This is a genomic window from Cryobacterium sp. AP23 (assembly GCF_054075385.1).
On the sequence record NZ_CM133415.1, the window covers coordinates 180,264 to 201,121 of the forward strand.

Sequence of the window (20,858 nt, forward strand, 5' to 3'; positions counted from 1 at the left end):
GGGGCCAGGCGCGAGTGGTGCCGACCCGGTCGAGGCGTGAAGGGAACGTGCGTGGTGAGTGACATTGCGGGTGAATTGGCGCGGGTGCGCGACGCCTTCGACCGACCCACCCTGAGGCTGCTCGACCGCAAATGGGCGCCGTTCGTACTCGCGGTGTTCAAGTCCTCGTTCAGCCGCGACCGCCGCAGTGTGCAGGCCGACCGGCTGCACGCCCAGGTGGATGCCTACCTCGCCGACCTGCGCTCCACCGGCGTCGACGTGCCCGGGCGGAACGGCCGGGCGCTCTGCGTGCAGTGGATGAACGACCAGTGGCTCTACCGCGAGACGGGGGAGGACGACGAGGAACAGTACTCGCTCACCTCGCACGCCCTCGAAGCGCTGCTGCTCGTGGACGGCCTCTCCCGCGACCGCGCCCTGATCAGCGAATCCCGCCTCACTACGATCGTGGACACCGTGCGCCACCGCGCCACCCAGGCGAACCCGGATCGCGACGAACGCATCCGCCGGCTCGACCTGGAGATCGACGCCCTGGCCGCCGAGCGCGACCGCCTCGCCGGCGGCGGCGACATCGAGGCGGCCTCCAACCACCAGATGCACGAGGGCTACGACAACCTCATCGACCTCATCACCCAGCTGCCCAGTGACTTCAAGCGCGTCGAGGAATCCGTCGCCGGCATGCACCGGCAGATCGTGAACGACTTCCGCGGCGAGGAACGACCGATCAGCGAGGTGCTGGACGAATACCTCTCCAAGACGGATGCGCTGATGTCGTCGACGGCCGAGGGCCGCGCGTTCGAGGGCGCCATCGTGCTGTTGCGCGACGAGGGGCTGCTCGCCACGCTCAAGAACGATCTCGAGTCGATCCTGTTGCACCCGTTCGCGCTCGAGCTCAGCGCCGAAGAGCGCCGCAGCTTCATGGGCACCGTCGCCCTGATCCGCAAGGGCGTGGACGACGTGCTCACCCAGCGCAACGGCCTCACCACCACCCTGCGCGAGCACATCGTGAACCACGACGTGGTGAAGGATCGTGAGCTCGAGCGGATGCTGCGGGAGATCAACAAGGAACTCGCCGTCTGGATGCAGACCGCGGGCCCGCGCTCCACCGTGACCGCCGAACTGATGCCGGGCACCCTGGAGCTCGAGCACCTGCGGGAACGCTTCTACGACCCGGTGGCGCACAAGGCGCCGCCGCCCCTCGAGGACGTCTCGGCGTTCGCGCCGGAGCCGCAGACCCTCGACGAAATGCGTACCCAGGGCGGCCCGCTGCTCGAGGAGCTGCGGGACGCGATCGTGACGGCCTTCACCGTCGACGGGGCCGCATCCATCGGTGATGCCTTCAACAGGCTGGAGCCGGGCATGCGCCGGCCGGTCGAGATCCTCGGCCTGCTGCAACTGGCCACCCAGGTCGACGCCGTCACCGGCACGGAGCCCGCGCCCAGCGCCGACGGCCGAGAACCGGGCGTCACGGAAAGCTTCAAGACCGTTCGACCGGATGGTTCGCGCCGCACCTTCTCGGTGCCGCGGATCACTTTGACCGACGATGACACCGCGGCCCTGGCCGCCCTGAACTATGGACCGGAATGACTGACGACGTGACCGACACCGTGCCCGACGAGACGCCCGCCGACCTGCCCGAGGGAACCGACCACTCCGTTTCCGGTGAGGCCGGCCTGCCCGACGCGGATGCCGCGCAGAGCTTCTCGCTCTTCGAGGGCGACGAGGGCGGCCTGACCGTGGAGCAGCGCCGCACCCTGGTGCTGCTGCTCAAGCACCGGTACATCTCCGCCGCGCTGCAGCCGGCCGAGTGGCGCACCCTGCTCTCCTCGCAGCGGCTGCTCACCTCCCGCCTGAACGACCTGTTCCTCGACCTGCACGTCGACCTGCACTACGAGGTGGCGTTCAAACGCCAGGCCGTCGGCGAAGGCGGCGAACGGTTCCCCACCCTGCTGCACGACGTGGCCTACACCCGCGAGGAGACCATCCTGCTGGTGCTGCTGCGGCAGCGCTTCCGCAGCGAACGTGCCAACGGTGTGGACATCGTCATCGTCGACCGGGACAACCTGGTCGACAACGTCGCGCACTTCCGTCCGGAGCACGCCACCGACCGGTTCGGCGACGCCCGCCGCGCCACCGCGGCCGTGGACAGCCTCGCCAAGGCCAGGGTGCTGCTGAAGACCAGCGACCCCGACCGGTTCCGGATCTCGGCCGTGATCGAGGTGCTGCTTCCCATCGAACGGCTCGGCGAGCTGTGGGAGTGGCTGGTGGAGCAGAACGGCACCGACCTGCCGGCCCCCGCGACCGAACTCGACGCCACCCAGATTGATGCGACCGCACTCGACGCGACCGAACTTGACGCGACCGAACTTGACGCCACCGCGCTCGACGCCACCGCGCTCGACGCCACCGCGCTCGACGCCACCGAGGTCGATGCCGACGCATCCGAACCGGCCGACCCCGCCCTGGAGGCAGCCTCATGACCGACTCCCCGCTCTTCCATATGGACGGCGCCACCGAGGGCACCACCCAGTGGCGCGCCGAATCCTTCCAGATGGTCAACTGGGGTGGCTTCCAGGGCCACCACGAGGTCGACTTCGCCACCACGGCCACGCTCGTCTCCGGCGCGTCCGGCACCGGCAAGTCGAGTCTCCTTGACGCCTACCTGGCGCTCATGATGCCCTCGGACACCCCGTTCAACGGCGCCTCCAACGACGCCGGTTCCGGCCGGGCCCGCAGCGTCGACCAGCGCAACCTGATGACCTACCTGCGCGGCAAGACCGACTCCACCCGCGAGGCCGACACCGGAGCGATGCACGACCAGGTGCTCCGCGGCGCCGACGCGGCCACCTGGGGTGCCGTGGCGATGACCTTCATCGACGACAACCAGCGCCGCTTCACCGTGCTGCGGGCCTACTTCGTGCCGCGCGGCGCCACCAAGTTCGCCGACGTGACCATGAAGATGGCCACCCGCGACGGCCGGCTCGACCTCCGCGAACTGGCTGACGTCACCGAGGCCCGCTTCGACAAGCGCGCCCTCAAGAACCGGTTCAGCGACCTGGACGTCTTCGACACCTACGCCGCGTTCTCGCAGACCCTGTACACCCGGCTCGGCATCGGCGCCAACGGCGAGGGCGGCAAGGCGTTGCGCCTGCTCGCCCGCATCCAGGCCGGCCAGCAGGTGAAGACCGTCGACGGCCTCTACAAGTCGATGGTGCTCGAGGAACCCGCAACCTACGCCGCGGCCGACAAAGCCGTCGACCACTTCGAAGACCTCGAACGCTCCTACGGCGCCATGGTCACCGAGGCGCAGAAGGCCAAGGTGCTCGAACGGCTGCCCGAGCTGCACCGCGACTACGAGACCGCCACCGAGAAGGCCGACCTGATCGACCGCTTCGGCGTGCACCGCGACGGTGACACCCCGTTCGTGCTCTGGCAGCTGCTCACCGAGCACGGCCTGCTCGACGCGGCCGCCGACACCAACCGCGCCAGCCGGCGGGAGAACCAGGCCGCGTTCACCGCCGCCAGGGATGCCGAGACCGAGCTGAAGGGCCGGGTCGCCGACCTGCAGCACCAGCAGCGCGACAACGGCGGCGACGTGCTCGCCGGTCTGCAGAACGACCTCGACGTGCTCAGTGCCAAACGTGACGACGTTGCCGCTGAGCGGGCGAGGTTCTCCGACCGCATTTCCCTGGTGGGCGACGTCGCCATCGATTCGTCCGACGACTTCGCCGCCGCGCAGCTCGCCGCCGAGCAGTTCATTGCCGGGTTCGCCGCCGCCGAGCAGGAGCTCGACCTCGAGCGGGTGTCGACGCAGCGCACCGCGTACCCGGTCGAGGAGAAGATCCGCACCCTCAAGCAGGAGCACGGCTTCCTCAAGGGGCGCGCCAGCCTCGTTCCGCAGCACCTGCACAACGCCCGCCTGATGATCGCCGAGGCCGCGGGCATCCCCGCCGAGGAACTGCCCTTCGTGGCCGAGCTCATCGACATCGCCCCCGGTGAAGACGACTGGCGCCAGGCCGCCGAGGTCACCCTCGGCTCGGTCGTGCGGGTGCTCCTGGTCGACGAGAACCGGCTGGCCGCGCTCGGCCGTGCCATCGACCCGTTGCACATCCCTGTGCGCATCCACTTCGAAGGCGTCGCCTTGCATCCGCACCAGCAGGTGCGGCACGACCCGCGGTATGTCTCCGGCAAGCTGACCTTCAAGGACTCCCCGTTCAGCCGCTGGGTGCAGGACCGCGTACAGGCTCCCGCCATCGACGCGCTCTGCGTCAACGGTCCGGCCGAACTCGCCGGCGACGGCTCCCGGGTCACCCAGAGCGGCCAGATCCGCCAGGGCAAGCGCGGCGCACACGGCTGGAACAAGGAACAGCGCGCCATCATCGGGTTCTCCAGCACCGTGCGCCTGGCCGAGATCGAGGAGGAGCTGGTCGCACTGAAGGCCTCCGCCGACTCGCTCGCCCAGCAGGCATCCGCCAAGGCCCAGCAGATCATCGCCCTGCGCCGGTTGAAGGATGCGCACCAGCACGTGATCGACACGGCCTGGACGGCCATCGACGTGGCGGGTGCCCAGGCGAAGATCGGTGCCAAGGAAGCCGAACGGGAACGCCTGCTCGCGGGTAGCGACGTGCTCCGCGGGCTCCAGGATGAAGAGGCGCGCCTGACCGGCGAGCTGGAAGCCGCCTTGAAGCGCAAGCATGACACCGAGCGGGACGGCGCGGTGCTCGGTGACGAGCATGCCGCGATCGTGGACCGGCAGGATGTCGTGAACGACGCCCTGGAGCGGATCCAGGCCGACGACACCGTCACGCTGACCGAGGAGCACTCCGCGCACCTTGCCGCTCAGTTCGCCGCCGTCGGCGACAGCGCCGACCTGGCCACCTTCGCGAACGGTGTGAAACGCCTTCGTGAGCGGCTCACCGAGCAGTCGGCGCAGGACCGGGAGACCGCCCGGAGCGCCAGGGACACCCTGCTCGGCATCTTCGAGACCTTCCAGAGCCGGTGGCCCGACCCCAACATCGGCGTCGGGATGGAGTCCTACTCCAGCTACAACGACATCCTCGACGCGGTGTACACGCTCGGCCTGTTCGAGCGCCGGCAGGAATGGAAGCGCCGGCTGTCGGCGTGGAGCGGGCAGGACCTCGTTCCGCTCGTCGGCGCGTTCACCACGTCGATCGAGGAGATCGAGGACCGGTTGCGGCCGATCAACGACATCCTGCGCACCCTGCCGTTCGGCGCGGGCCGGGACCGGTTGCAGATCTCGCTGCGCCGCCTGCACCGCGACGACGCCACGGCGTTCCGCAAGGAACTGAAACTGCTGTCCTCCGGCTCGACCGAGGAATTCACCGACGAACAGACCGAGGACCGGTTCACCCGGCTGCAGGCGTTCATGAACCTGATCCGCCGGCCGGACGACCAGGGTGTCAGCGAGGCCGGACGGGCCGGAGCGGCCAGGGGCGACTCCGATCGCGACCTGCTGCTGGACGTGCGCCGGCACGTGGAGATCACCGCGGTGCGCACGACGCCGGATGGCGTGGAGGTGAGCACCTACTCCTCCCTCGGCGGGAAGAGTGGTGGCGAGTCGCAGGAGCTCGTGGCGTTCGTGGTCGGTGCCGCTCTGCGCTTCCAGCTCGGCGACGAGAGCCGCACCCGGCCGCGGTTCGCCCCGGTGTTCCTCGACGAGGGCTTCGTGAAGTCGGACAGCGAGTTCGCCGGCCGGGCCGTCGCGGCCTGGAAGGGTCTGGGTTTCCAGCTCATCGTGGGCTCGCCCCTCGACAAGGTCACGGCCCTCGAGCCGCACATGGACCTGGTCCTGTCGATCACCAAGAACACCGGCACCGGATATTCCTACGTCACCCCGCTGTCGACGCCTGAGGCCGAGCCGGACGCCGAACCCGACGCCGCCGCCTGACGGTCCGCGGCTGTAGATCGTCTGGCGGGGTCTCGACAAGCTCGACCAACGGGATGGTGACGTTGTCGAGGCCCGGTCACGACGGTGACGTGCGTGTGTGTCGTGCCCCGTTCGCTGGTCGAGCTTGTCGAGACCCCGCGACGTGCGTGCGGGTCGCGCGCACTCGCCGGTCGAGCTCGTCGAGACCCCGTAACGTGCGTGTGTGTCGTGCGCACTCGCTGGTCGAGCTTGTCGAGACCCCGTAACGTGCGTGTGTGTCGTGCGCACTCGCTGGTCGAGCTTGTCGAGACCCCGCGACGTGCCTGTGTGTCGTGCCCCGTTCGCTGGTCGAGCTTGTCGAGACCCCGCGACGTGCGTAGGTGTCGCTGCCGCGGCCTCCGAGGACCACCTCACCAGGTCTCGACAAGCTCGACCAACGAAATGGTTGCGTGCCGCGCCCGCTTCGGGCGGTCATGGAGTGGGCTCAGTTCCGGTCGTGCTGTTCGTGTGCGGCGGGGCTCTTGCTGTGCAGAAGGATGAGTGTCTGGCCGGGATCGACTGCGGCTGGAGGCCGGAGCCAGTAGGTGCCGTGGTGTTCGAAGATCTGCCAGCCCTGGTTGTGTAACAGCAGGTGGTGCGGTGGGCAGAGCAGGATGCCGAGACGGATGTCCGTCTCCCCGTGATCGCGTAGCCACTGCTCCAGATGGTGCGCTTCGGTGCGGGACGGGGGTTTGTCGCAGTCGCCCCACATGCAGCCGCCGTCGCGGGCCGCCAGGGCGATGCGTTGGGCCTGGCTGAAGATGCGTTCTTCCCGCCCGAGGTTGAGGGGTTGCCCGTCGGCGTCGAAGGTGACCTCGACGGTGCCGGAGGTGCAGATGATCCGGTCGATGGTCTCCTGGGAGACCGGGGCGGGGTTTCCTTCGAGGAAGCCGTGGCCGGTACCGTCCGGGATCGCGACCAGGGCGTGGGTCGGGTCGGCTGCCGGGTCAGGTCCGGCCGGTTGACCGGTCGAGCCGTGCGGCTGACCGGTCGAGCCGTGCGGCTGTCCGGTGGAGCCGTGGGGCTTTCCGGTCGGAGCCTTCGGGGTGGCGGTGGTCAGGATGCGGACGGCGGGGGTGCGGCCGCCGAGCATCCGGTTGGGGTTGACGGTGCTGCCGGCTTTGAGCAGGTCGAGGAACCCGTCAGCGGTGAGCTGGTCGGTGCTACGCGGGTCGTCCTGCACTGCTTTGGCCCAGGCGGCCCGGTCCGGGTCGACGAAGCGGACGCCGCCGCGGCGGGGGCCGGTGAGGCTGTCGTAGAGGTCCAGGATGTACTGGCCCTGTTCCGGCGGGAACAGGCCGTGGAGGTGGACCTGGCCGGTGTCGATTTTCCAGACCTTGAGGTAGCGGTCGTCCCAGGCTTTCTTCTCCCGCACGGCGATGCCGGCCTCGTCGAGGCTGTCGCGCATCCGGCGGGAGCGCTTGAGCAGCTCATCCACGGTCATCCGGGTCGCCTCGAGCAGCAGCGTGTGCACGGCGTCGGCGAGTTTCTCGGCGGTCACGACGGTGTCCATATCGCCCAGGCCGTGGCGGATCGCGTGCGCGGCCGCGACCGAGAGCTCGCCGGAGGCCACGGCGCGCGAGATTGGCGCGTACCAGGGCGGTGCGACTGGCTCCGGCGGTGATGCCAGGTCGTCGAACAGGCCGGGTGGCGTGTCCAGCCCGTCCGCGCCGTCGCTTCCATCGGCTTCGTCACGCAACCGCCGCGCCGCGTCGGCCGCTTCTTCTGCGGCCCGAGCGTCGGCCGCTTCGGTGTCGGCGAGCATCCGGCCCACGTCGACGAGTTTGCGGGCGTCTTGCCGGGTGGAGCCGGTCAAGTCCTGGATCAGGTCGGCCGGGTGGAGGAAGCCTTGCTGCTGGGCCAGGCCCTGCTGGCCGAGCTCGGGCCGGGACCGGTGCTGGAGCGTTTTCGCCATCCAGGTCTGCCGGGTTTCGACCAGCTGCCGCAGCCGTGCCAGGTCCTTCTGGCCGGCGAGCAGTTCGGCATCGGTCAGGGCGTCGTAGTCGGTGCTGCAGGCCCCCAGATGTTCGACCGCTTCGACCGCGGCGACCAGTGAATCAGCGGGCACAACCGCCCCCGACACGGCGTCTAGCGCCGTGCCGGGGGTGAATGTGTCTGCGATGGTGGACATGTTATGAGAATAGCTCAGTATCGGAGATCTGTCTGGTCAAACTGAAACTGTGGAGAACTTTTTTCGGCCGGTCAGCGGCGATGGTTCGGGTGATTCACCGACGGCGGATCTGCGCGGCCTCCGGCCTGTCGCTGTGGCCCGCCCGGTGAAACCGACCTACGCTGTGCAGATGGTCTACGTCTCCGATGTGCGACTGCCCGACGGCCACCTGCTGCGGGTGCACGACACCGTGGACGGCCACCCCGACGACCGGCGGCCCGAGGGCGCCGCCGCCCCGGCCACTCGTCTGACCGTGCTGTGGCAGCACGGGTCGCCGCAGACCGGAGCCCTGCTCGAGCCCCTGCTCACGGCCGCCGCCGAACGCGGCATCCGCCTGCTGTCGTATGGACGGCCCAGCTACGGCGGCTCCACCCCGCGGCCCGGCCGCTCCGTAGCCTCGGCCGCCGTGGACGTTGCAGCGATCACCGATGCCCGCGGCATCGGCAGGTTTGCGGTGATGGGCGCCTCCGGAGGCGGACCACATGCGCTGGCCTGCGCCGCCCTGCTCCCCGATCGGGTGAGCGCGGTGGCGTGCCTGGCGTCGATCGCGCCATTCGATGCGGATGGCCTCGACTTCTTCGCCGGGATGGCCTCCGATGGTGCGCTTCGCGCCGCCCGCGCCGGCCGGCCAGCCCGCGCGCACTACGAGGTGACCTCGGAGTTCGACCCGGAGAGCTTCGTGGAACGCGACTATGCCGTTCTCGAGGATGACTGGGCAGCGCTCGGGGCGGATGTGGGGGAGGCGTCGGCGTTCGGCCCGGACGGGCTCATCGACGACGACATGGCCTTCGCCACCCCGTGGGGGTTCGACGTGGCCGACATCACGGTGCCGGTCCTGATCGTGCAGGGCGGCCGCGACCGGGTGGTGCCGCCCGGGCACGGTGCCTGGCTGGCCCGCACCTGCCCGAATGCCGAACTCTGGGAACGACCGGACGACGGCCACATCTCGATCCTCATGGAGAGTCCGGCAGCGCTCGACTGGCTGCTCGCCCACTCCTGACCGCTCAACACAAGCCGACGACGAAGGAGTGTCCCATGGACATGAGACTGGAACTGGTTCCGCTGGTGTCAACCGACGTGAACCGCAGCAAGACCTTTTACGCCGATCAGGTGGGATTCACCGTGGACCACGATGTGGAACCCGGCAACGGGATGCGCGTCGTGCAGCTGACCCCGCCCGGATCGGCCTGCTCGATCGTGGTCGGCACCGGAATCAACGAGCCAGGCGCTGCAGCGGTTCGCGGACTGCACCTGGTGGTGGACGACATCGACGCCGCCCACCGGATGCTCACCGGCAACGGGGTTGATGTCTCCGCGATCACCGACATGGGCGGTGTGCTGTACGCCTACTTCAGCGACCCGGACGGCAACTCCTGGGCGCTGCAGCAGATCCCCGGCGGAGCACGGCCGTAGCACGAGCGAAGGGAGAGCGTCATGAGAGCCATCGTGCAAGACACCTACGGGTCGGCCGACGTGCTGCGCCTCGCCGACGTCGACACCCCGGCGGTCGGCGCGGACGACGTGCTCGTCCGGGTACAGGCCGCGAGCCTCAACATCGGCGACTGGCACCTGATGGCCGGGCTGCCGTACCTGATCCGGGTCACGGGGCTCCGCCGGCCCGGCAGCCCGGTGCGCGGCATGGACCTGGCGGGCCGGGTCGAGAAGGTCGGAACCGCCGTCACCCGCTTCGCCCCGGGCGACGAGGTGTTCGGCGTCGGCAACGGGACGCTGGCCGAGTTCGCCATCGCCCGCGCCGACAAGCTCGAACCCAAACCCGGCCGGCTCAGCTTCGAACAGGCCGCCGCCGTGCCCACCTCGGCCGTCACAGCCTTGCAGGCGGTCGCCTCCCTCCGCTCGAACGGTGTGGGGGAGCGGGTGCTCGTCATCGGCGCCTCCGGAGCCGTCGGCGGGTACGCCGTGCAACTTGCCCGCGCATTCGGGGCCCAGGTCACCGGGGTCGCCAGCGCCGCCAAACTCGACTACGTGCGCTCGCTGGGGGCCGCCGTCGCGGTCGACTACGCCCGCGGCGACATCACCCGCTCGGGAGAACGCTACGACCTCGTGGTCGACACCGCGGGCAACCGGCCGGTGTCGGCGCTGCGCAAGCTGCTGACCGCCCGCGGCACCCTCGTCATCGTCGGCGGCGAAGGCGGCGGCCCGGTGACCGGCGGTCTCGGCCGTGCCCTCCGCGCCGGCCTGCTGTCGCCGTTCGTGCCGCAGAAGCTCAGCGGGCTGATGTCGATGGTGCACCAGGCCGACCTGGCCACGCTGGCGGACCTGCTCGAAAGCGGCGCGATCACACCCGTGATCGACGCGGTCTACCCCCTCGCCGACGCCGCCACCGCGATGCGGCGTCTCACCGACGGCAGCATCAGGGGCAAGCTCGTCATCACGATGTGACCCGGTGCCGGGTCAGGCCGGGTCGAGGAGTGGGCGCACCAGCTCGGCGGCCCGCCGCAGCCCGGTGCCCGGCTCCGTCGCCCACCGCTCGACCACGGCGACCGCCCGGCCACGCCCCGGCTCCTCCAACGCCCGCACCAGCGGGGCTACGACATCCGTCGCCAACGGGTCTATCAGGGCAGGCGAGGCGGCCTGGCGGAGGAAGCCCTCGATGCGGGTGAGATCGGTGGCGCGCAGGATGCGCACGTGCGTCTGCAGCAGCACCACCGCCGCGAGCCGGCGCTCGAACACCGGCACCGCCCAGAGCTCACTGCTGAGCGCCGTGATGTCGTCGTGGTCGAGCCCGGGGTAGCGGCGGCCGGCATCCCGGATCGTGCCGCGCACGGCACCGACAGACGCCCCATAGAAGCTGAGCCCGGCCCCGCCCAGGCGGGCCCGGTCGGCGTCCGCCCGCTCCCAGGAACTCTCGCGCTGCAGGGTGGCGTCCACGAACTCGCCGGCAGCACTCATCGTCCTATTCTCGCCGATCCGCCGGTCCCGTTTCCCGCGCGGAAACGTTGTCGAACCGCCCCCGGTCTGGTTGGCTGGACGCCATGACCGACGCCGACATGACAGCAGACCTCCGCCGATACCTGCAGAGCGCCAGGGAGGCCCTGATCTGGAAGCTCGAGGGCCTGAGCGAGTACGACCTGCGCCGCCCCCTCGTGCCCACCGGCACGAACCTGCTGGGCCTGGTCAAGCACATGGCCGGCGTCGAAGCCGGGTACCTGGGCGAGACCTTCGGGCGGCCGTTTCCGGAGGAGTTGTACTGGATGGCCGACGACGCCGAGCACAACGCCGACATGTGGGCGACCCCCGAGGAGTCCAGCACGGAGATCGCGGACCTCTACCGCCGGGTCTGGGCGCACTCCGAGGTCACCTTGCAGACGGTGCCGCTCGACGGAATGGGCCGGGTGAAGTGGTGGTCACCGGGCCGCGACATCGTCACCCTGCACCTGATCCTGTTGCACCTGATCAGCGAGACCCATCGGCACGCCGGGCATGCCGACATCGTGCGCGAACTGATCGACGGGGCCGTCGGGCTGCGGCGGGACAACGACAATCTGCCGCCCGGCACCCCGGACTGGTGGACCGGCTACCGGGACCGGGTGGAGCAGGCGGCCCGCCAGGCCTGAGAGTTCCGGCCGCGAATTGTTGACGCATCAACCTGATGCGCAGGCCTGACGCATAAGCTGGACTGCGCCCGAAAGGCGCCACACCGGCCACCACCGCTTCCACCCGCCGGTCCCCAACCCCGAAGGACGATAGCCCCCGTGTCGAGAACCCCTGCCCGCCGGGCCATCGCCGGCGCCGTTGCCGCCGTTGCCCTCCTTGCCCTCACCGCGTGCACCGGCCAGCCGGTCACCCAGGCCACCGGCGGAGGAGCGGGGAACACCGCCGCGGGCGCTGACACCGGCCGTACCTACGCGCTCGTGGTGCACGCCGTGCCCGGGGACGCATTCTGGGATGTCGTGAAGAGCGGCGCCGAGGCCGCCGGCGCCCTCTACGGCAGCACCGTCACCTACCAGGGCGACCCCGACGTGCAGAAGCAGAGCCAGCTGATCGAGACCGCCATCGCCGCCAAGGTCGACGGCATCATCGTCTCGATGGCCAACCCCGACGGCCTCACCGGGGCGCTGCAGGATGCCGCCGCCGCCGACATCCCGGTCATCACCATCAACTCCGGAGCCGAAGAATCCGCCGCGGTGGGCGCCATCACCCACGTCGGCCAGGGCGAATACCTCGCCGGCCAGGGCGCGGGCACCAAACTCGCCGAAGCCGGCGCCGGCAAGGTCATCTGCGTCATCCACGAGGCCGGCAACGCCGGGCTCGAGGACCGTTGCGCGGGCGCTGCCGACACCCTCGACGGCACCATGACGAACGTGCAGGTCGACATCGCCAACGTCGCGGATGCGCAGAACACCATCAAGAGCGCCCTGCTGACCGACCCCAGCATCGACGGGATCCTCACCCTCAACTCCGCCGTGGGAGTGGCCGCCGCCCAGGCCGCTGCCGAGGCCGGCAGCGACGCCCAGATCGGCACCTTCGACGTGTCCGCCGACGTCACCAGCCTGATCGAGGACGGCAGCATCCTCTTCGCCGTCGACCAGCAGCCCTACCTGCAGGGCTACCTGCCGGTGAGTTTCTTCGAGCTGTTCTACACCAACGGCAACGTCGTCGGCGGCAGCCAGCCGGTCTACTCCGGCCCGGGCTTCGTCACCAAGGAGAACGCCGGCCAGGTGGCGGCGTTCGCCGGCCAAGGTACCCGATGACCGTGCTCACCCCACCCCGGAAGGCGCCGGGCAGCGACGAACGACTGGCGGCGACGCATCCGGTCGCGCGCCTGCTGCGCCGGCCCGAGATGGGCGCCCTCGTCGCCGCCCTGGCGATCTTCACCTACTTCTCCCTCGCGACCACGGCGTTCCTCAGCCCGGCCGGCGCGGCCACCTGGCTGTACTCGGCGTCGCTGTTCGGCATCATGGCCGTCGCCGTGGCGATGCTCATGATCGGCGGCGAGTTCGACCTCTCCGCCGGCGCCATGACCGGCACCACCGGCCTACTCGTCGGCGCGTTCACCACCCAGTGGGGCATGAACCTGTGGTCCGCCATGCTGCTGGCCCTGCTGATCGCCCTCGCGGTGGGAGCCTTCAACGGTTTCCTTGTGGTGAAGACCGGCATCCCGAGTTTCATCGTGACCCTGGCCACCTTCTTCATCCTGCAGGGCCTGAACCTGGCCGGCACCAAGCTGGTCACCGGCCAGGTGGCCATCCAGAACATGACCCTGGTGCCCGGCTTCGACACCGGCAAGGCCATCTTCGGGTCGACGATCCCGCTGCTGGGCCTCGAATTGAAGGTGTCGATCTTCTGGTGGATCGGGATCACCGCGCTGGTGAGCTGGCTGCTGCTGCGCACCCGCTATGGCAACTGGATCTTCGCGATCGGCGGCCAGCTGCAGAGCGCCGTGCAGACCGGGGTGCCGGTGAAGCGCACCCGCATCGCCCTGTTCATGGGCACAGCCGGTGCCGGCTGGCTGGTCGGCATGCTCTCGCTGTTCGACGTGGCCACGGTGCAGGCCACCACCGGCATCGGCCAGGAATTCGTCTACATCATCTGCGCCGTGGTGGGCGGATGCCTGCTCACCGGCGGCTACGGATCGGCGATCGGCGCCGCCCTCGGCGCGCTCATCTACGGCATGATCCTGCAGGGCATCGTCTTCGCTCAGTGGGATAACAACTGGCTCAAGGCCTTCCTCGGCGGGATGCTGCTGCTCGCGGTTCTAGTGAACCTGTCGGTGCGCCGCCAGGCCGGGGTGCGGGCATGAGCGGCGCGAGTATGAGCGGCGAGGGCGTGAGCGGCGCGGGCGTGCGCGGCGACGGGCGGGCAACGCCCATCCTCGAGGTGCGCGGCATCGGCAAGGTCTACGGGTCCGTCATTGCGCTCAGCGACATCTCCACCGCCGTCGGCGCCGGCGAGGTGCTGTGCGTGCTCGGCGACAACGGCGCCGGCAAGTCGACGCTGCTGAAAGTCCTCGCCGGTGTGCATCCGCACTCGTCGGGCGAGGTGCTGCTCGACGGCCTGCCCGTGCGCTTCACCGGGCCGCGGCAGGCACTGGATGCCGGCATCGCCACCGTCTACCAGGACCTCGCGATCGTGCCGTTGATGCCGGTCTGGCGCAACTTCTTCCTGGGCGCCGAACTCTCCTCGGGCGTCGGGCCGTTCTCACGGTTGCGGGTGAGCGAGATGCGCGCCATCACGCTCGCGGAGCTCCGCCGCATGGGGATCGACCTGCGCGACGTCGACCAGCCGATCGGCACCCTGTCCGGCGGTGAACGGCAGTCCGTGGCGATCGCCAGGGCCATCCACTTCGGCGCCAGGGTCGTCATCCTCGACGAACCCACCTCCGCCCTCGGCGTCAAGCAGGCCGGCGTCGTGCTGCGCTACGTGGCCCATGCCCGCGACAACGGCCTCGGTGTGGTGTTCGTCACCCACAACCCGCACCACGCCTACCCAGTCGGGGACCGGTTCCTGGTGCTGAACCGGGGTGCCAGCCTGGGCGAATTCGACAAGACGGGCATCCGCATCGAGGAGCTCACCCGGCTGATGGCCGGCGGCGCTGAGCTGGACTCCCTCGCGCGGGAGATCGAGCGCGGCTGACCCGGCGGGGCGCTTCACCTTTTTCGGAGGATAAGGGCCCGCCCGGAATGGTTGTACCGTCGGCGACGAGAAACGGGGCGCACCGACCGGTGTGCCCGGCGAACGCAGACGGTGCCGCCGCCACACGGGCGGTGCCCCGAAGAGGAGTGATTCTGATGGCCAAGGGAACAACCCCGGTACTGGATGTGGCGGCGGACATCAACGCCGTCTCACTGGACCGCACCGAACTGGATCCGCGCACGCTCTTGATCGCCCGGATCGCGGCACTGGTCGCGGTCGATGCGCCCACCGGCTCGTACTTTCTGCACATCGGACCGGCGGCAGAAATGGGACTGACCGTCGACGACATCCAGGACGTGCTCGTCGCCGTCGCCCCGATCGTGGGCACCCCGCGGCTGATGTCGTCGGCGCGCAAGATCGTCGAGGCCTTCGACCTCGCGATCGAACTCGGCTCCGAGTCCGACACGCAGTAGCGGCGGCGCAGGCCGTTCGTGCACCACAACCCGTGAGGAGCAGCTCCAGTGAAGAAGCCGATCGTAGTCGTGGCCGTGCTGATGCTCCTCGCCGGATGCTCGGGCGGTGGTGGTGGCGGGGCGTACAGTAACCCGTCGCCGTCGCCGACCCCGAGCGCCACCTCGAGTTCCACCCCGTCGCCGGGAGCGACCGGCACGGCGCCGACCGCCGACCAGGTCACCTGGGCGGGCAACGTCTGCAGCGACACGACGGCGCTGCAGACCGAGGTGCAGGGGCTCGCCGCGGCGGCGGCCGCGGGCGGTTCGCAAGCGGCAACCTCGATCTCCGACCAGATGGGCCAGATCTCGACGTCGGTGGGCACCCTCGTCGATACGGTGAAGTCGGCGCCGACCGGAACCGGAGACGACCCGGGCTATGCGGAGGTGCGCAGCACGACCGAGACGGTGGACCAGTCTTTCAAGACGCTGCAGGCCAGCGCGGCCGAGGTGGAGGGCGCGACCGGGGTCGCACTGGTGACCGCGCTCGCAACCGTCGTGGCCGATACCGGCACTCTGCTCACCGACCTCGCAGCCACTGCGAAGGCGATCGGCACGGCCATGAAGGATGCCTCGAGCACCCTCGGCCAGTCCTTCCGCGCCGCACCCGCCTGCGCCTCCCTCACCTCCTCCTGAACCGGCCGGCGGATCGCGCTCAGGGGAATCTCAGCTTGGGGCGGGAATGAAACGAGCGCCCTGACGTTGACTTGAGTCGAGGGCACTCAAGTTTTGGGATCCCTCCTCGTTCAGATTCCCCAGGAGGATTTCTTGCCTACATACTTCGGCCCGTCCGGTTCCGAGAACGGTTCGTTCGACGAGTTCCTGGCCCGCTACCTGCAAGGCCAGCGCGCCCAGGGCGGACGCCCCATTGAGATCACCCGGCTGCTCAGTCGCCGCACCCACGAGATCCTCGTGCAGGCCGCCCAGTTCGCGGTCGACCACGGCCACGCCCACGTCGACGCGCTGCACCTGCTGCGCGTGATGGTGGAGCAGGAACCCGCCGCCTCGGCCATCCGCCGTGCCGGTGGCGACCCCGCCGCGATCGCGGCCGACGCCGAGCAACGCCTGCCCGAGTCCAGCGACCGCGAGGCCCAGTCCGCGCCCGGCCTCACCCCGTCGGCCCAGCGCGCCCTGCTGGACGCCCACCAGGTCGCCCGCGCCTTCGGCTCCACCTACATCGACCCGGAGCACCTGTTCTTCGCCTTCGTGGTGAACCAGGATTCGCCCGCCGCCCGGGTCCTCGCCGAGTCCGGCGTCACCGCCGAGTCCCTGCAGGCCGGCGCCCAGGAGGCCGACGCCGACGAGGCGCAACGCTCCGGGGCCACGGCCGACGCCTCCGACACCCCGATGCTGGACACCTACGGCATCGACCTCACCGAGCGCGCCCGCTCCGGCAAGCTCGACCCGGTGATCGGCCGCAGCGACGAGATCGAGCAGACCGTCGAGATCCTCTCCCGCCGCACCAAGAACAACCCGGTGCTCATCGGCGAAGCCGGCGTGGGCAAGACCGCCGTGGTCGAGGGCCTGGCCCAGGCCATCGTCGACGGCCTCGTGCCCGAACAACTCCGCAGCAAGCGCGTCATCGCGCTCGACCTGCCCGCCATGCTTGCCGGAACCCGTTACCGCGGTGACTTCGAGGAGCGCCTCACCAAGACCATGGATGAGATCAGCGAGCGGAGCGACGAGATCATCGTCTTCATCGACGAGCTACACACGGTGGTCGGCGCCGGCGGCGCCGGCGAGGGCGGAATGGACGCCGGCAACATCCTCAAGCCGCGCCTGGCGCGCGGTGAGCTGCACGTCGTGGGCGCCACCACCCTCAACGAATACCGCAAGGTCGAAAAGGACCCCGCGCTCGAACGGCGCTTCCAGCCAGTGCGGGTGGGGGAGCCGAGCATCGACGACGCCGTGCAGATCCTCGCCGGCCTCGCGGGCCGCTACGCCGAGCACCACTCGGTGCGCTACACGGATGCCGCGATCCGCGCCGCCGTGGAGATGAGCGCCCGGTACATCCCCGACCGGTTCCTGCCCGACAAGGCCATCGACCTGATCGACCAGGCCGGCGCCCGCGCGCGCCTTGCGCTCGGTTCCCGGGTCGACGTCGACGCGCTGCGCGAGCAGCTGGCCGGGCTCGAGACGGCGAAGGCCGTCGCCGTCGCGGCCGAGGCCTACGAGGAGGCGTCCCGGTTGCGGGACGAGTCCGAGGCGCTGGCCGAGAAGATCCAGGCTGCCGAGACCGCGCAGGGGTCGGATGCCGGCGTGTCGGCCCCGTCCGCCGTGGTGGACGAGGCGGAGATCGCCGCGATCATCGCCCGGGCCACCGGCATCCCGGCCAGCCGCCTCACCGCGGGTGACCGCGAACGCCTCGCCACGCTCGAAGCCGACCTGCACCAGCGGGTCATCGGGCAGGACGATGCGGTCACGGTGATCGCCAAGGCAGTGCGGCGCAACCGCACCGGAATGGGCGACGCCTCCCGCCCGGTCGGCAGCTTCCTCTTCCTCGGCCCGACCGGGGTGGGCAAGACCGAACTCGCGAAGTCGCTGGCGCAGTCCCTGTTCGGTGACGAGAAGGCGATGCTGCGCTTCGACATGAGCGAGTTCGGCGAGCGCCACACCGTCAGCCGTCTGGTCGGCGCCCCTCCCGGCTACGTCGGCTACGACGAGGCCGGCCAGCTCACCGAACACGTGCGGCGGAACCCCTACTCGGTGGTGCTGCTCGACGAGATCGAGAAGGCGCACCCGGATGTCTTCAACCTGCTCCTGCAGGTGCTCGACGACGGCCGGCTCACCGACGGCCAGGGTCGCACCGTGGACTTCCGCAACACCGTGGTGATCATGACCTCGAACATCGGCTCTGAGGTGCTGGCCAGCCGCAGCGGCGCGCTCGGCTTCACCGCCGACCTCGACGGCGCGCACAACGGCTTCGGCTCGGAGAAGGCGCTGCGCGACCGCGTGATGGCCAAGCTCCGCGAGGCCATGCGGCCCGAGTTCCTCAACCGGATCGACGAGGTCGTGCTGTTCCGGAAGCTCGATCAGCCGCAGCTGCGGCAGATCGTGCGGTTGCTGCTAACCCAGACCGAGGCTCGACTGGCCGCCCAGGGCCACGCGCTCACCGTGAGCGACGAGGCCGTGGACTGGATCGCCGAGACCGGTTACGAGCCCGAGTACGGTGCCCGGCCGCTCCGCCGGGTCATCCAGCGCCAGCTCGACGACAAGATCGCCGACCTGCTGGTGGCCTCCGAGCTCGGGGACGGCGGCGTCGTCGCCGTGACCGTGCAGGATGCTGCCCTGCGGGTCGCCGCCGAGCCGGCGCGGATGCCGCTGGCCGCGTAGCCGCACACGACAAGACCCAGCCGTACCCTCAGGGGTGCGGCTGGGTCTTCGTCGTTGTGATGCCCTTACAGGATGAAGAGCATCTCCTGGTAGGTGGGCAACGGCCACAGGTCGTCCGCCACGATCGCCTCGAGCGCGTCGGCTGCCGTGCGCACCGCGGACATCGCGGGCAGCAGGGCGTCCCGGGCGTGCTCCGCCTCGGCCAGGGCGTCATGGCCGGTCTCGTCGGCCAGGGCGGCCTCGAGCGCGGCCAGTGCCGTGCGCAGCTCGCCGATCGGGCCGCTCACCCCGAGCAGCGGAGCCGTGTCGGCGTCCACCCCGGCAGCCTTGAGGGCGCCGATGTTCACCGCGACCTCGGTCTGGTGGCGCACCGCGGCGGGCAGGATCTGGGTCGAACCCATCTCCAGGGTGAGGCGGGCCTCGACCCCGATGGTGAGGGCGTACTGCTCCAGGCCGATCTCGTAGCGGCTGTGCATCTCGCGGTGGTTGAACACCCGGTACTTCTCGAACAGGTCCATCGCCGATTCGGTGATCAGCTCGGGCAGGGCGTCCAGCGTCGTGCGCAGGTTCGCCAGTCCGCGCTTCTCGGCCTCGATCGGCCAGGCATCCGAGTAGCCGTCACCGTTGAACACCACCGCGCCGTGCTCGGTGATGATCTGCGTGAGCAGCGCCTGCACGGCAGTGTCGAAGTCGGTGCCGGCGGCGACCGCGGCCTCGAGGTCGGTGGCGATGTAGTCCAGCGACTCGGCCATGATCGTGTTGATCGTCACCATCGGGCCGCTCACCGTCTGCATCGAGCCCGGGGCGCGGAACTCGAACCGGTTGCCGGTGAACGCGAACGGGCTGGTGCGGTTGCGGTCGCCGGGGTCGGTCGGCAGCTGGGGAAGCGTGTCGACGCCGATGATCATGGTGCCCTTGTCCTTCGATGAGGTCGCCGGGCCCTTGGCCAGCTGCTCGAAGACATCCGCCAGCTGGTCGCCGAGGAAGATCGAGATGATCGCCGGCGGGGCCTCGTTGGCGCCGAGGCGGTGGTCGTTGGTCGCCGAGGCGACCGAGACCCGCAGCAGGCCGGCGTACTTGTGCACCGCGCGGATGACCGCGGCGCAGAAGACCAGGAACTGGGCGTTGTCGTGCGGGTTGTCGCCGGGAACGAGCAGGCTGCCGAGCTGGTTGTTGCCGAGCGAGAAGTTGACGTGCTTGCCGGAGCCGTTGACGCCCTGGAAGGGCTTCTCGTGGAAGAGGCACTCCATGCCGTGCTTCTTGGCGATGGCCTTGAACGTGGTCATCAACAGTTGCTGGTGGTCCGCGGCGATGTTGCCGCGCTCGAACATCGGCGCGATCTCGAACTGGCCGGGCGCGACCTCGTTGTGCCGGGTCTTGGCCGGGATGCCGAGCTTGAACAGCTCCCGCTCGGTGTCCATCATGAAGCCGAGCACCCGCTCGGGGATGGCGCCGAAGTAGTGGTCGTCGAACTCCTGGCCCTTGGGCGGCTTGGCGCCGAACAGGGTGCGGCCCGAGTTCAGCAGGTCGGGGCGGGCGAGGAAGAAGTGCCGGTCGACGAGGAAGTACTCCTGCTCCGGGCCGCAGAACGAGACGACCTTGGCCGGCTTGTCGTGGCCGAACAGGCGCAGGATGCGTTCGGCGTGTTCGCCCATCGCCTGCTGGGACCGCAGCAGCGGGGTCTTGTGGTCGAGGGCCTCACCGGTCATCGACACGAAGACGGTGGGGATGCACAGGGTGTTGCCGTTCGGGTTCTCGAGCACGTAGGCGGGGCTGGTGACGTCCCAGCCGGTGTAGCCGCGGGCCTCGAAGGTGTTGCGCAGGCCGCCGTTGGGGAAGCTGGACGCGTCGGGCTCGCCCTGAACGAGGGTCTTGCCGGCGAATTCGGCCAGCGCGGTGCCGTCGCCGACGGGTTCGAGGAAGCTGTCGTGCTTCTCGGCGGTGAGGCCGGTGAGCGGGTAGAAGACGTGCGCGTAGTGCGACGCGCCCTTCTCCATCGCCCAGTCCTTCATGGCGCTGGCGACGGCATCCGCGACGAGGGGGTCAAGCATCGCGCCGTGCTCGATGGTGGCCATGACCGACTTGTAGACGAGCTTGGGGAGCCGCTTCTGCATGACAACGCTGCTGAAGACGTTCTCACCGAAGATCTGACCAGGGGTCTCGGCGTCGGTGAAGCTGACGGCCGGAGGCACGTAGGCCTCGACGTCCCTGATCGCCTGAAGGCGCATGGCATTTCCACTCATTGTTACCCCTTTAGTTGGCAGGCTCTCGCTACGGGTGCGGAAACCGATGGCCCAAACTTAGGGATCCCGTGTGCCGGGCAGGTTTC

16 protein-coding genes are annotated in these 20,858 nt (G+C 69.7%); 13 read left to right on the plus strand and 3 right to left on the minus strand.

The annotated features are described in order from the left end of the window. Positions 1-51: 51 nt before the first annotated feature. From ACU5E9_RS00860 to ACU5E9_RS00870, 3 genes are read left to right on the plus strand one after another with little or no spacing between them, the layout of a single operon-like run. A complete protein-coding gene (locus ACU5E9_RS00860) occupies positions 52-1,584 on the plus strand; it encodes a DUF3375 domain-containing protein (protein WP_456811766.1) in 1,533 nt (510 codons plus the stop codon). After that, complete coding sequence (locus tag ACU5E9_RS00865) at positions 1,581-2,477, plus strand: DUF4194 domain-containing protein (protein WP_456811767.1); 897 nt, start codon at positions 1,581-1,583, stop codon at positions 2,475-2,477. Before ACU5E9_RS00860 ends, ACU5E9_RS00865 begins: the two co-directional genes overlap by 4 nt. Further along, entirely contained in the window at positions 2,474-5,905 is a 3,432-nt protein-coding gene (locus tag ACU5E9_RS00870; RefSeq protein ID WP_456811768.1) for an ATP-binding protein, read from the plus strand. The genes ACU5E9_RS00865 and ACU5E9_RS00870 overlap by 4 nt, the downstream gene beginning before the upstream one ends. A gap of 463 nt (positions 5,906-6,368) precedes the next feature. Here ACU5E9_RS00870 and ACU5E9_RS00875 read toward each other — a convergent pair whose 3' ends face one another. Then, positions 6,369-8,054, minus strand: a complete 1,686-nt coding sequence (locus ACU5E9_RS00875; protein ID WP_456811769.1) for a DUF222 domain-containing protein — start codon at positions 8,052-8,054, stop codon at positions 6,369-6,371. A 169-nt stretch (positions 8,055-8,223) separates the two neighbouring features. Here ACU5E9_RS00875 and ACU5E9_RS00880 point away from each other — a divergent pair, with 169 nt between their 5' ends. The 3 genes from ACU5E9_RS00880 to ACU5E9_RS00890 are packed head-to-tail and all read left to right on the plus strand — an operon-like array spanning position 8,224 to position 10,493. Next, positions 8,224-9,093, plus strand: a complete 870-nt coding sequence (locus ACU5E9_RS00880) for an alpha/beta fold hydrolase (protein WP_456811770.1) — start codon at positions 8,224-8,226, stop codon at positions 9,091-9,093. Positions 9,094-9,128: 35 nt separating this feature from the next. Further along, positions 9,129-9,506, plus strand: coding sequence for a VOC family protein (locus tag ACU5E9_RS00885; RefSeq protein ID WP_456811771.1), 378 nt, complete (start codon positions 9,129-9,131; stop codon positions 9,504-9,506). Positions 9,507-9,527: 21 nt separating this feature from the next. After that, on the plus strand, positions 9,528-10,493 hold the full coding sequence (locus ACU5E9_RS00890) for an NAD(P)-dependent alcohol dehydrogenase (RefSeq protein ID WP_456811772.1): 966 nt from the start codon (positions 9,528-9,530) through the stop codon (positions 10,491-10,493). Between the two features lie 12 nt (positions 10,494-10,505). Here the strand turns inward: ACU5E9_RS00890 and ACU5E9_RS00895 are convergent, their stop codons facing one another. Next, a complete protein-coding gene (locus ACU5E9_RS00895; protein WP_456811773.1) occupies positions 10,506-11,003 on the minus strand; it encodes a DNA alkylation repair protein in 498 nt (165 codons plus the stop codon). 83 nt (positions 11,004-11,086) lie between these two features. Between ACU5E9_RS00895 and ACU5E9_RS00900 the strand changes: the two genes are divergently transcribed. From ACU5E9_RS00900 to ACU5E9_RS00930, 7 genes are all read left to right on the plus strand, one after another. Then, entirely contained in the window at positions 11,087-11,668 is a 582-nt protein-coding gene (locus ACU5E9_RS00900) for a DinB family protein (protein WP_456811774.1), read from the plus strand. 138 nt (positions 11,669-11,806) lie between these two features. Next, complete coding sequence (locus ACU5E9_RS00905) at positions 11,807-12,805, plus strand: substrate-binding domain-containing protein (protein WP_456811775.1); 999 nt, start codon at positions 11,807-11,809, stop codon at positions 12,803-12,805. Next, a complete protein-coding gene (locus tag ACU5E9_RS00910) occupies positions 12,802-13,854 on the plus strand; it encodes an ABC transporter permease (RefSeq protein WP_456811776.1) in 1,053 nt (350 codons plus the stop codon). The genes ACU5E9_RS00905 and ACU5E9_RS00910 overlap by 4 nt, the downstream gene beginning before the upstream one ends. Further along, entirely contained in the window at positions 13,851-14,687 is an 837-nt protein-coding gene (locus ACU5E9_RS00915; RefSeq protein ID WP_456811777.1) for an ATP-binding cassette domain-containing protein, read from the plus strand. Before ACU5E9_RS00910 ends, ACU5E9_RS00915 begins: the two co-directional genes overlap by 4 nt. Before the next feature lie 155 nt (positions 14,688-14,842). Continuing rightward, positions 14,843-15,160, plus strand: coding sequence for a carboxymuconolactone decarboxylase family protein (locus ACU5E9_RS00920; protein ID WP_456811778.1), 318 nt, complete (start codon positions 14,843-14,845; stop codon positions 15,158-15,160). Between the two features lie 48 nt (positions 15,161-15,208). Then, complete coding sequence (locus tag ACU5E9_RS00925) at positions 15,209-15,832, plus strand: hypothetical protein (protein ID WP_456811779.1); 624 nt, start codon at positions 15,209-15,211, stop codon at positions 15,830-15,832. Positions 15,833-15,964: 132 nt separating this feature from the next. Further along, a complete protein-coding gene (locus tag ACU5E9_RS00930; RefSeq protein ID WP_456811780.1) occupies positions 15,965-18,529 on the plus strand; it encodes an ATP-dependent Clp protease ATP-binding subunit in 2,565 nt (854 codons plus the stop codon). A gap of 65 nt (positions 18,530-18,594) precedes the next feature. On the opposite strand, the gene ACU5E9_RS00935 is transcribed toward ACU5E9_RS00930, so the two are convergent. Further along, complete coding sequence (locus ACU5E9_RS00935) at positions 18,595-20,772, minus strand: glutamine synthetase III family protein (RefSeq protein WP_456811781.1); 2,178 nt, start codon at positions 20,770-20,772, stop codon at positions 18,595-18,597. Between the last annotated feature and the right edge of the window lie 86 nt (positions 20,773-20,858).

Excerpts from the sequence above, each read along its gene's own strand:
- ACU5E9_RS00865 (WP_456811767.1), top strand. The coding sequence starts at position 1,581 with ATGACTGACGACGTGACCGACACCGTGCCCGACGAGACGCCCGCCGAC.
- ACU5E9_RS00870 (WP_456811768.1), top strand. The coding sequence starts at position 2,474 with ATGACCGACTCCCCGCTCTTCCATATGGACGGCGCCACCGAGGGCACC.
- ACU5E9_RS00875 (WP_456811769.1), bottom strand. The coding sequence starts at position 8,054 with ATGTCCACCATCGCAGACACATTCACCCCCGGCACGGCGCTAGACGCC.
- ACU5E9_RS00880 (WP_456811770.1), top strand. The coding sequence starts at position 8,224 with ATGGTCTACGTCTCCGATGTGCGACTGCCCGACGGCCACCTGCTGCGG.
- ACU5E9_RS00885 (WP_456811771.1), top strand. The coding sequence starts at position 9,129 with ATGGACATGAGACTGGAACTGGTTCCGCTGGTGTCAACCGACGTGAAC.
- ACU5E9_RS00890 (WP_456811772.1), top strand. The coding sequence starts at position 9,528 with ATGAGAGCCATCGTGCAAGACACCTACGGGTCGGCCGACGTGCTGCGC.
- ACU5E9_RS00895 (WP_456811773.1), bottom strand. The coding sequence starts at position 11,003 with ATGAGTGCTGCCGGCGAGTTCGTGGACGCCACCCTGCAGCGCGAGAGT.
- ACU5E9_RS00900 (WP_456811774.1), top strand. The coding sequence starts at position 11,087 with ATGACCGACGCCGACATGACAGCAGACCTCCGCCGATACCTGCAGAGC.
- ACU5E9_RS00910 (WP_456811776.1), top strand. The coding sequence starts at position 12,802 with ATGACCGTGCTCACCCCACCCCGGAAGGCGCCGGGCAGCGACGAACGA.
- ACU5E9_RS00915 (WP_456811777.1), top strand. The coding sequence starts at position 13,851 with ATGAGCGGCGCGAGTATGAGCGGCGAGGGCGTGAGCGGCGCGGGCGTG.
- ACU5E9_RS00920 (WP_456811778.1), top strand. The coding sequence starts at position 14,843 with ATGGCCAAGGGAACAACCCCGGTACTGGATGTGGCGGCGGACATCAAC.
- ACU5E9_RS00935 (WP_456811781.1), bottom strand. The coding sequence starts at position 20,772 with ATGAGTGGAAATGCCATGCGCCTTCAGGCGATCAGGGACGTCGAGGCC.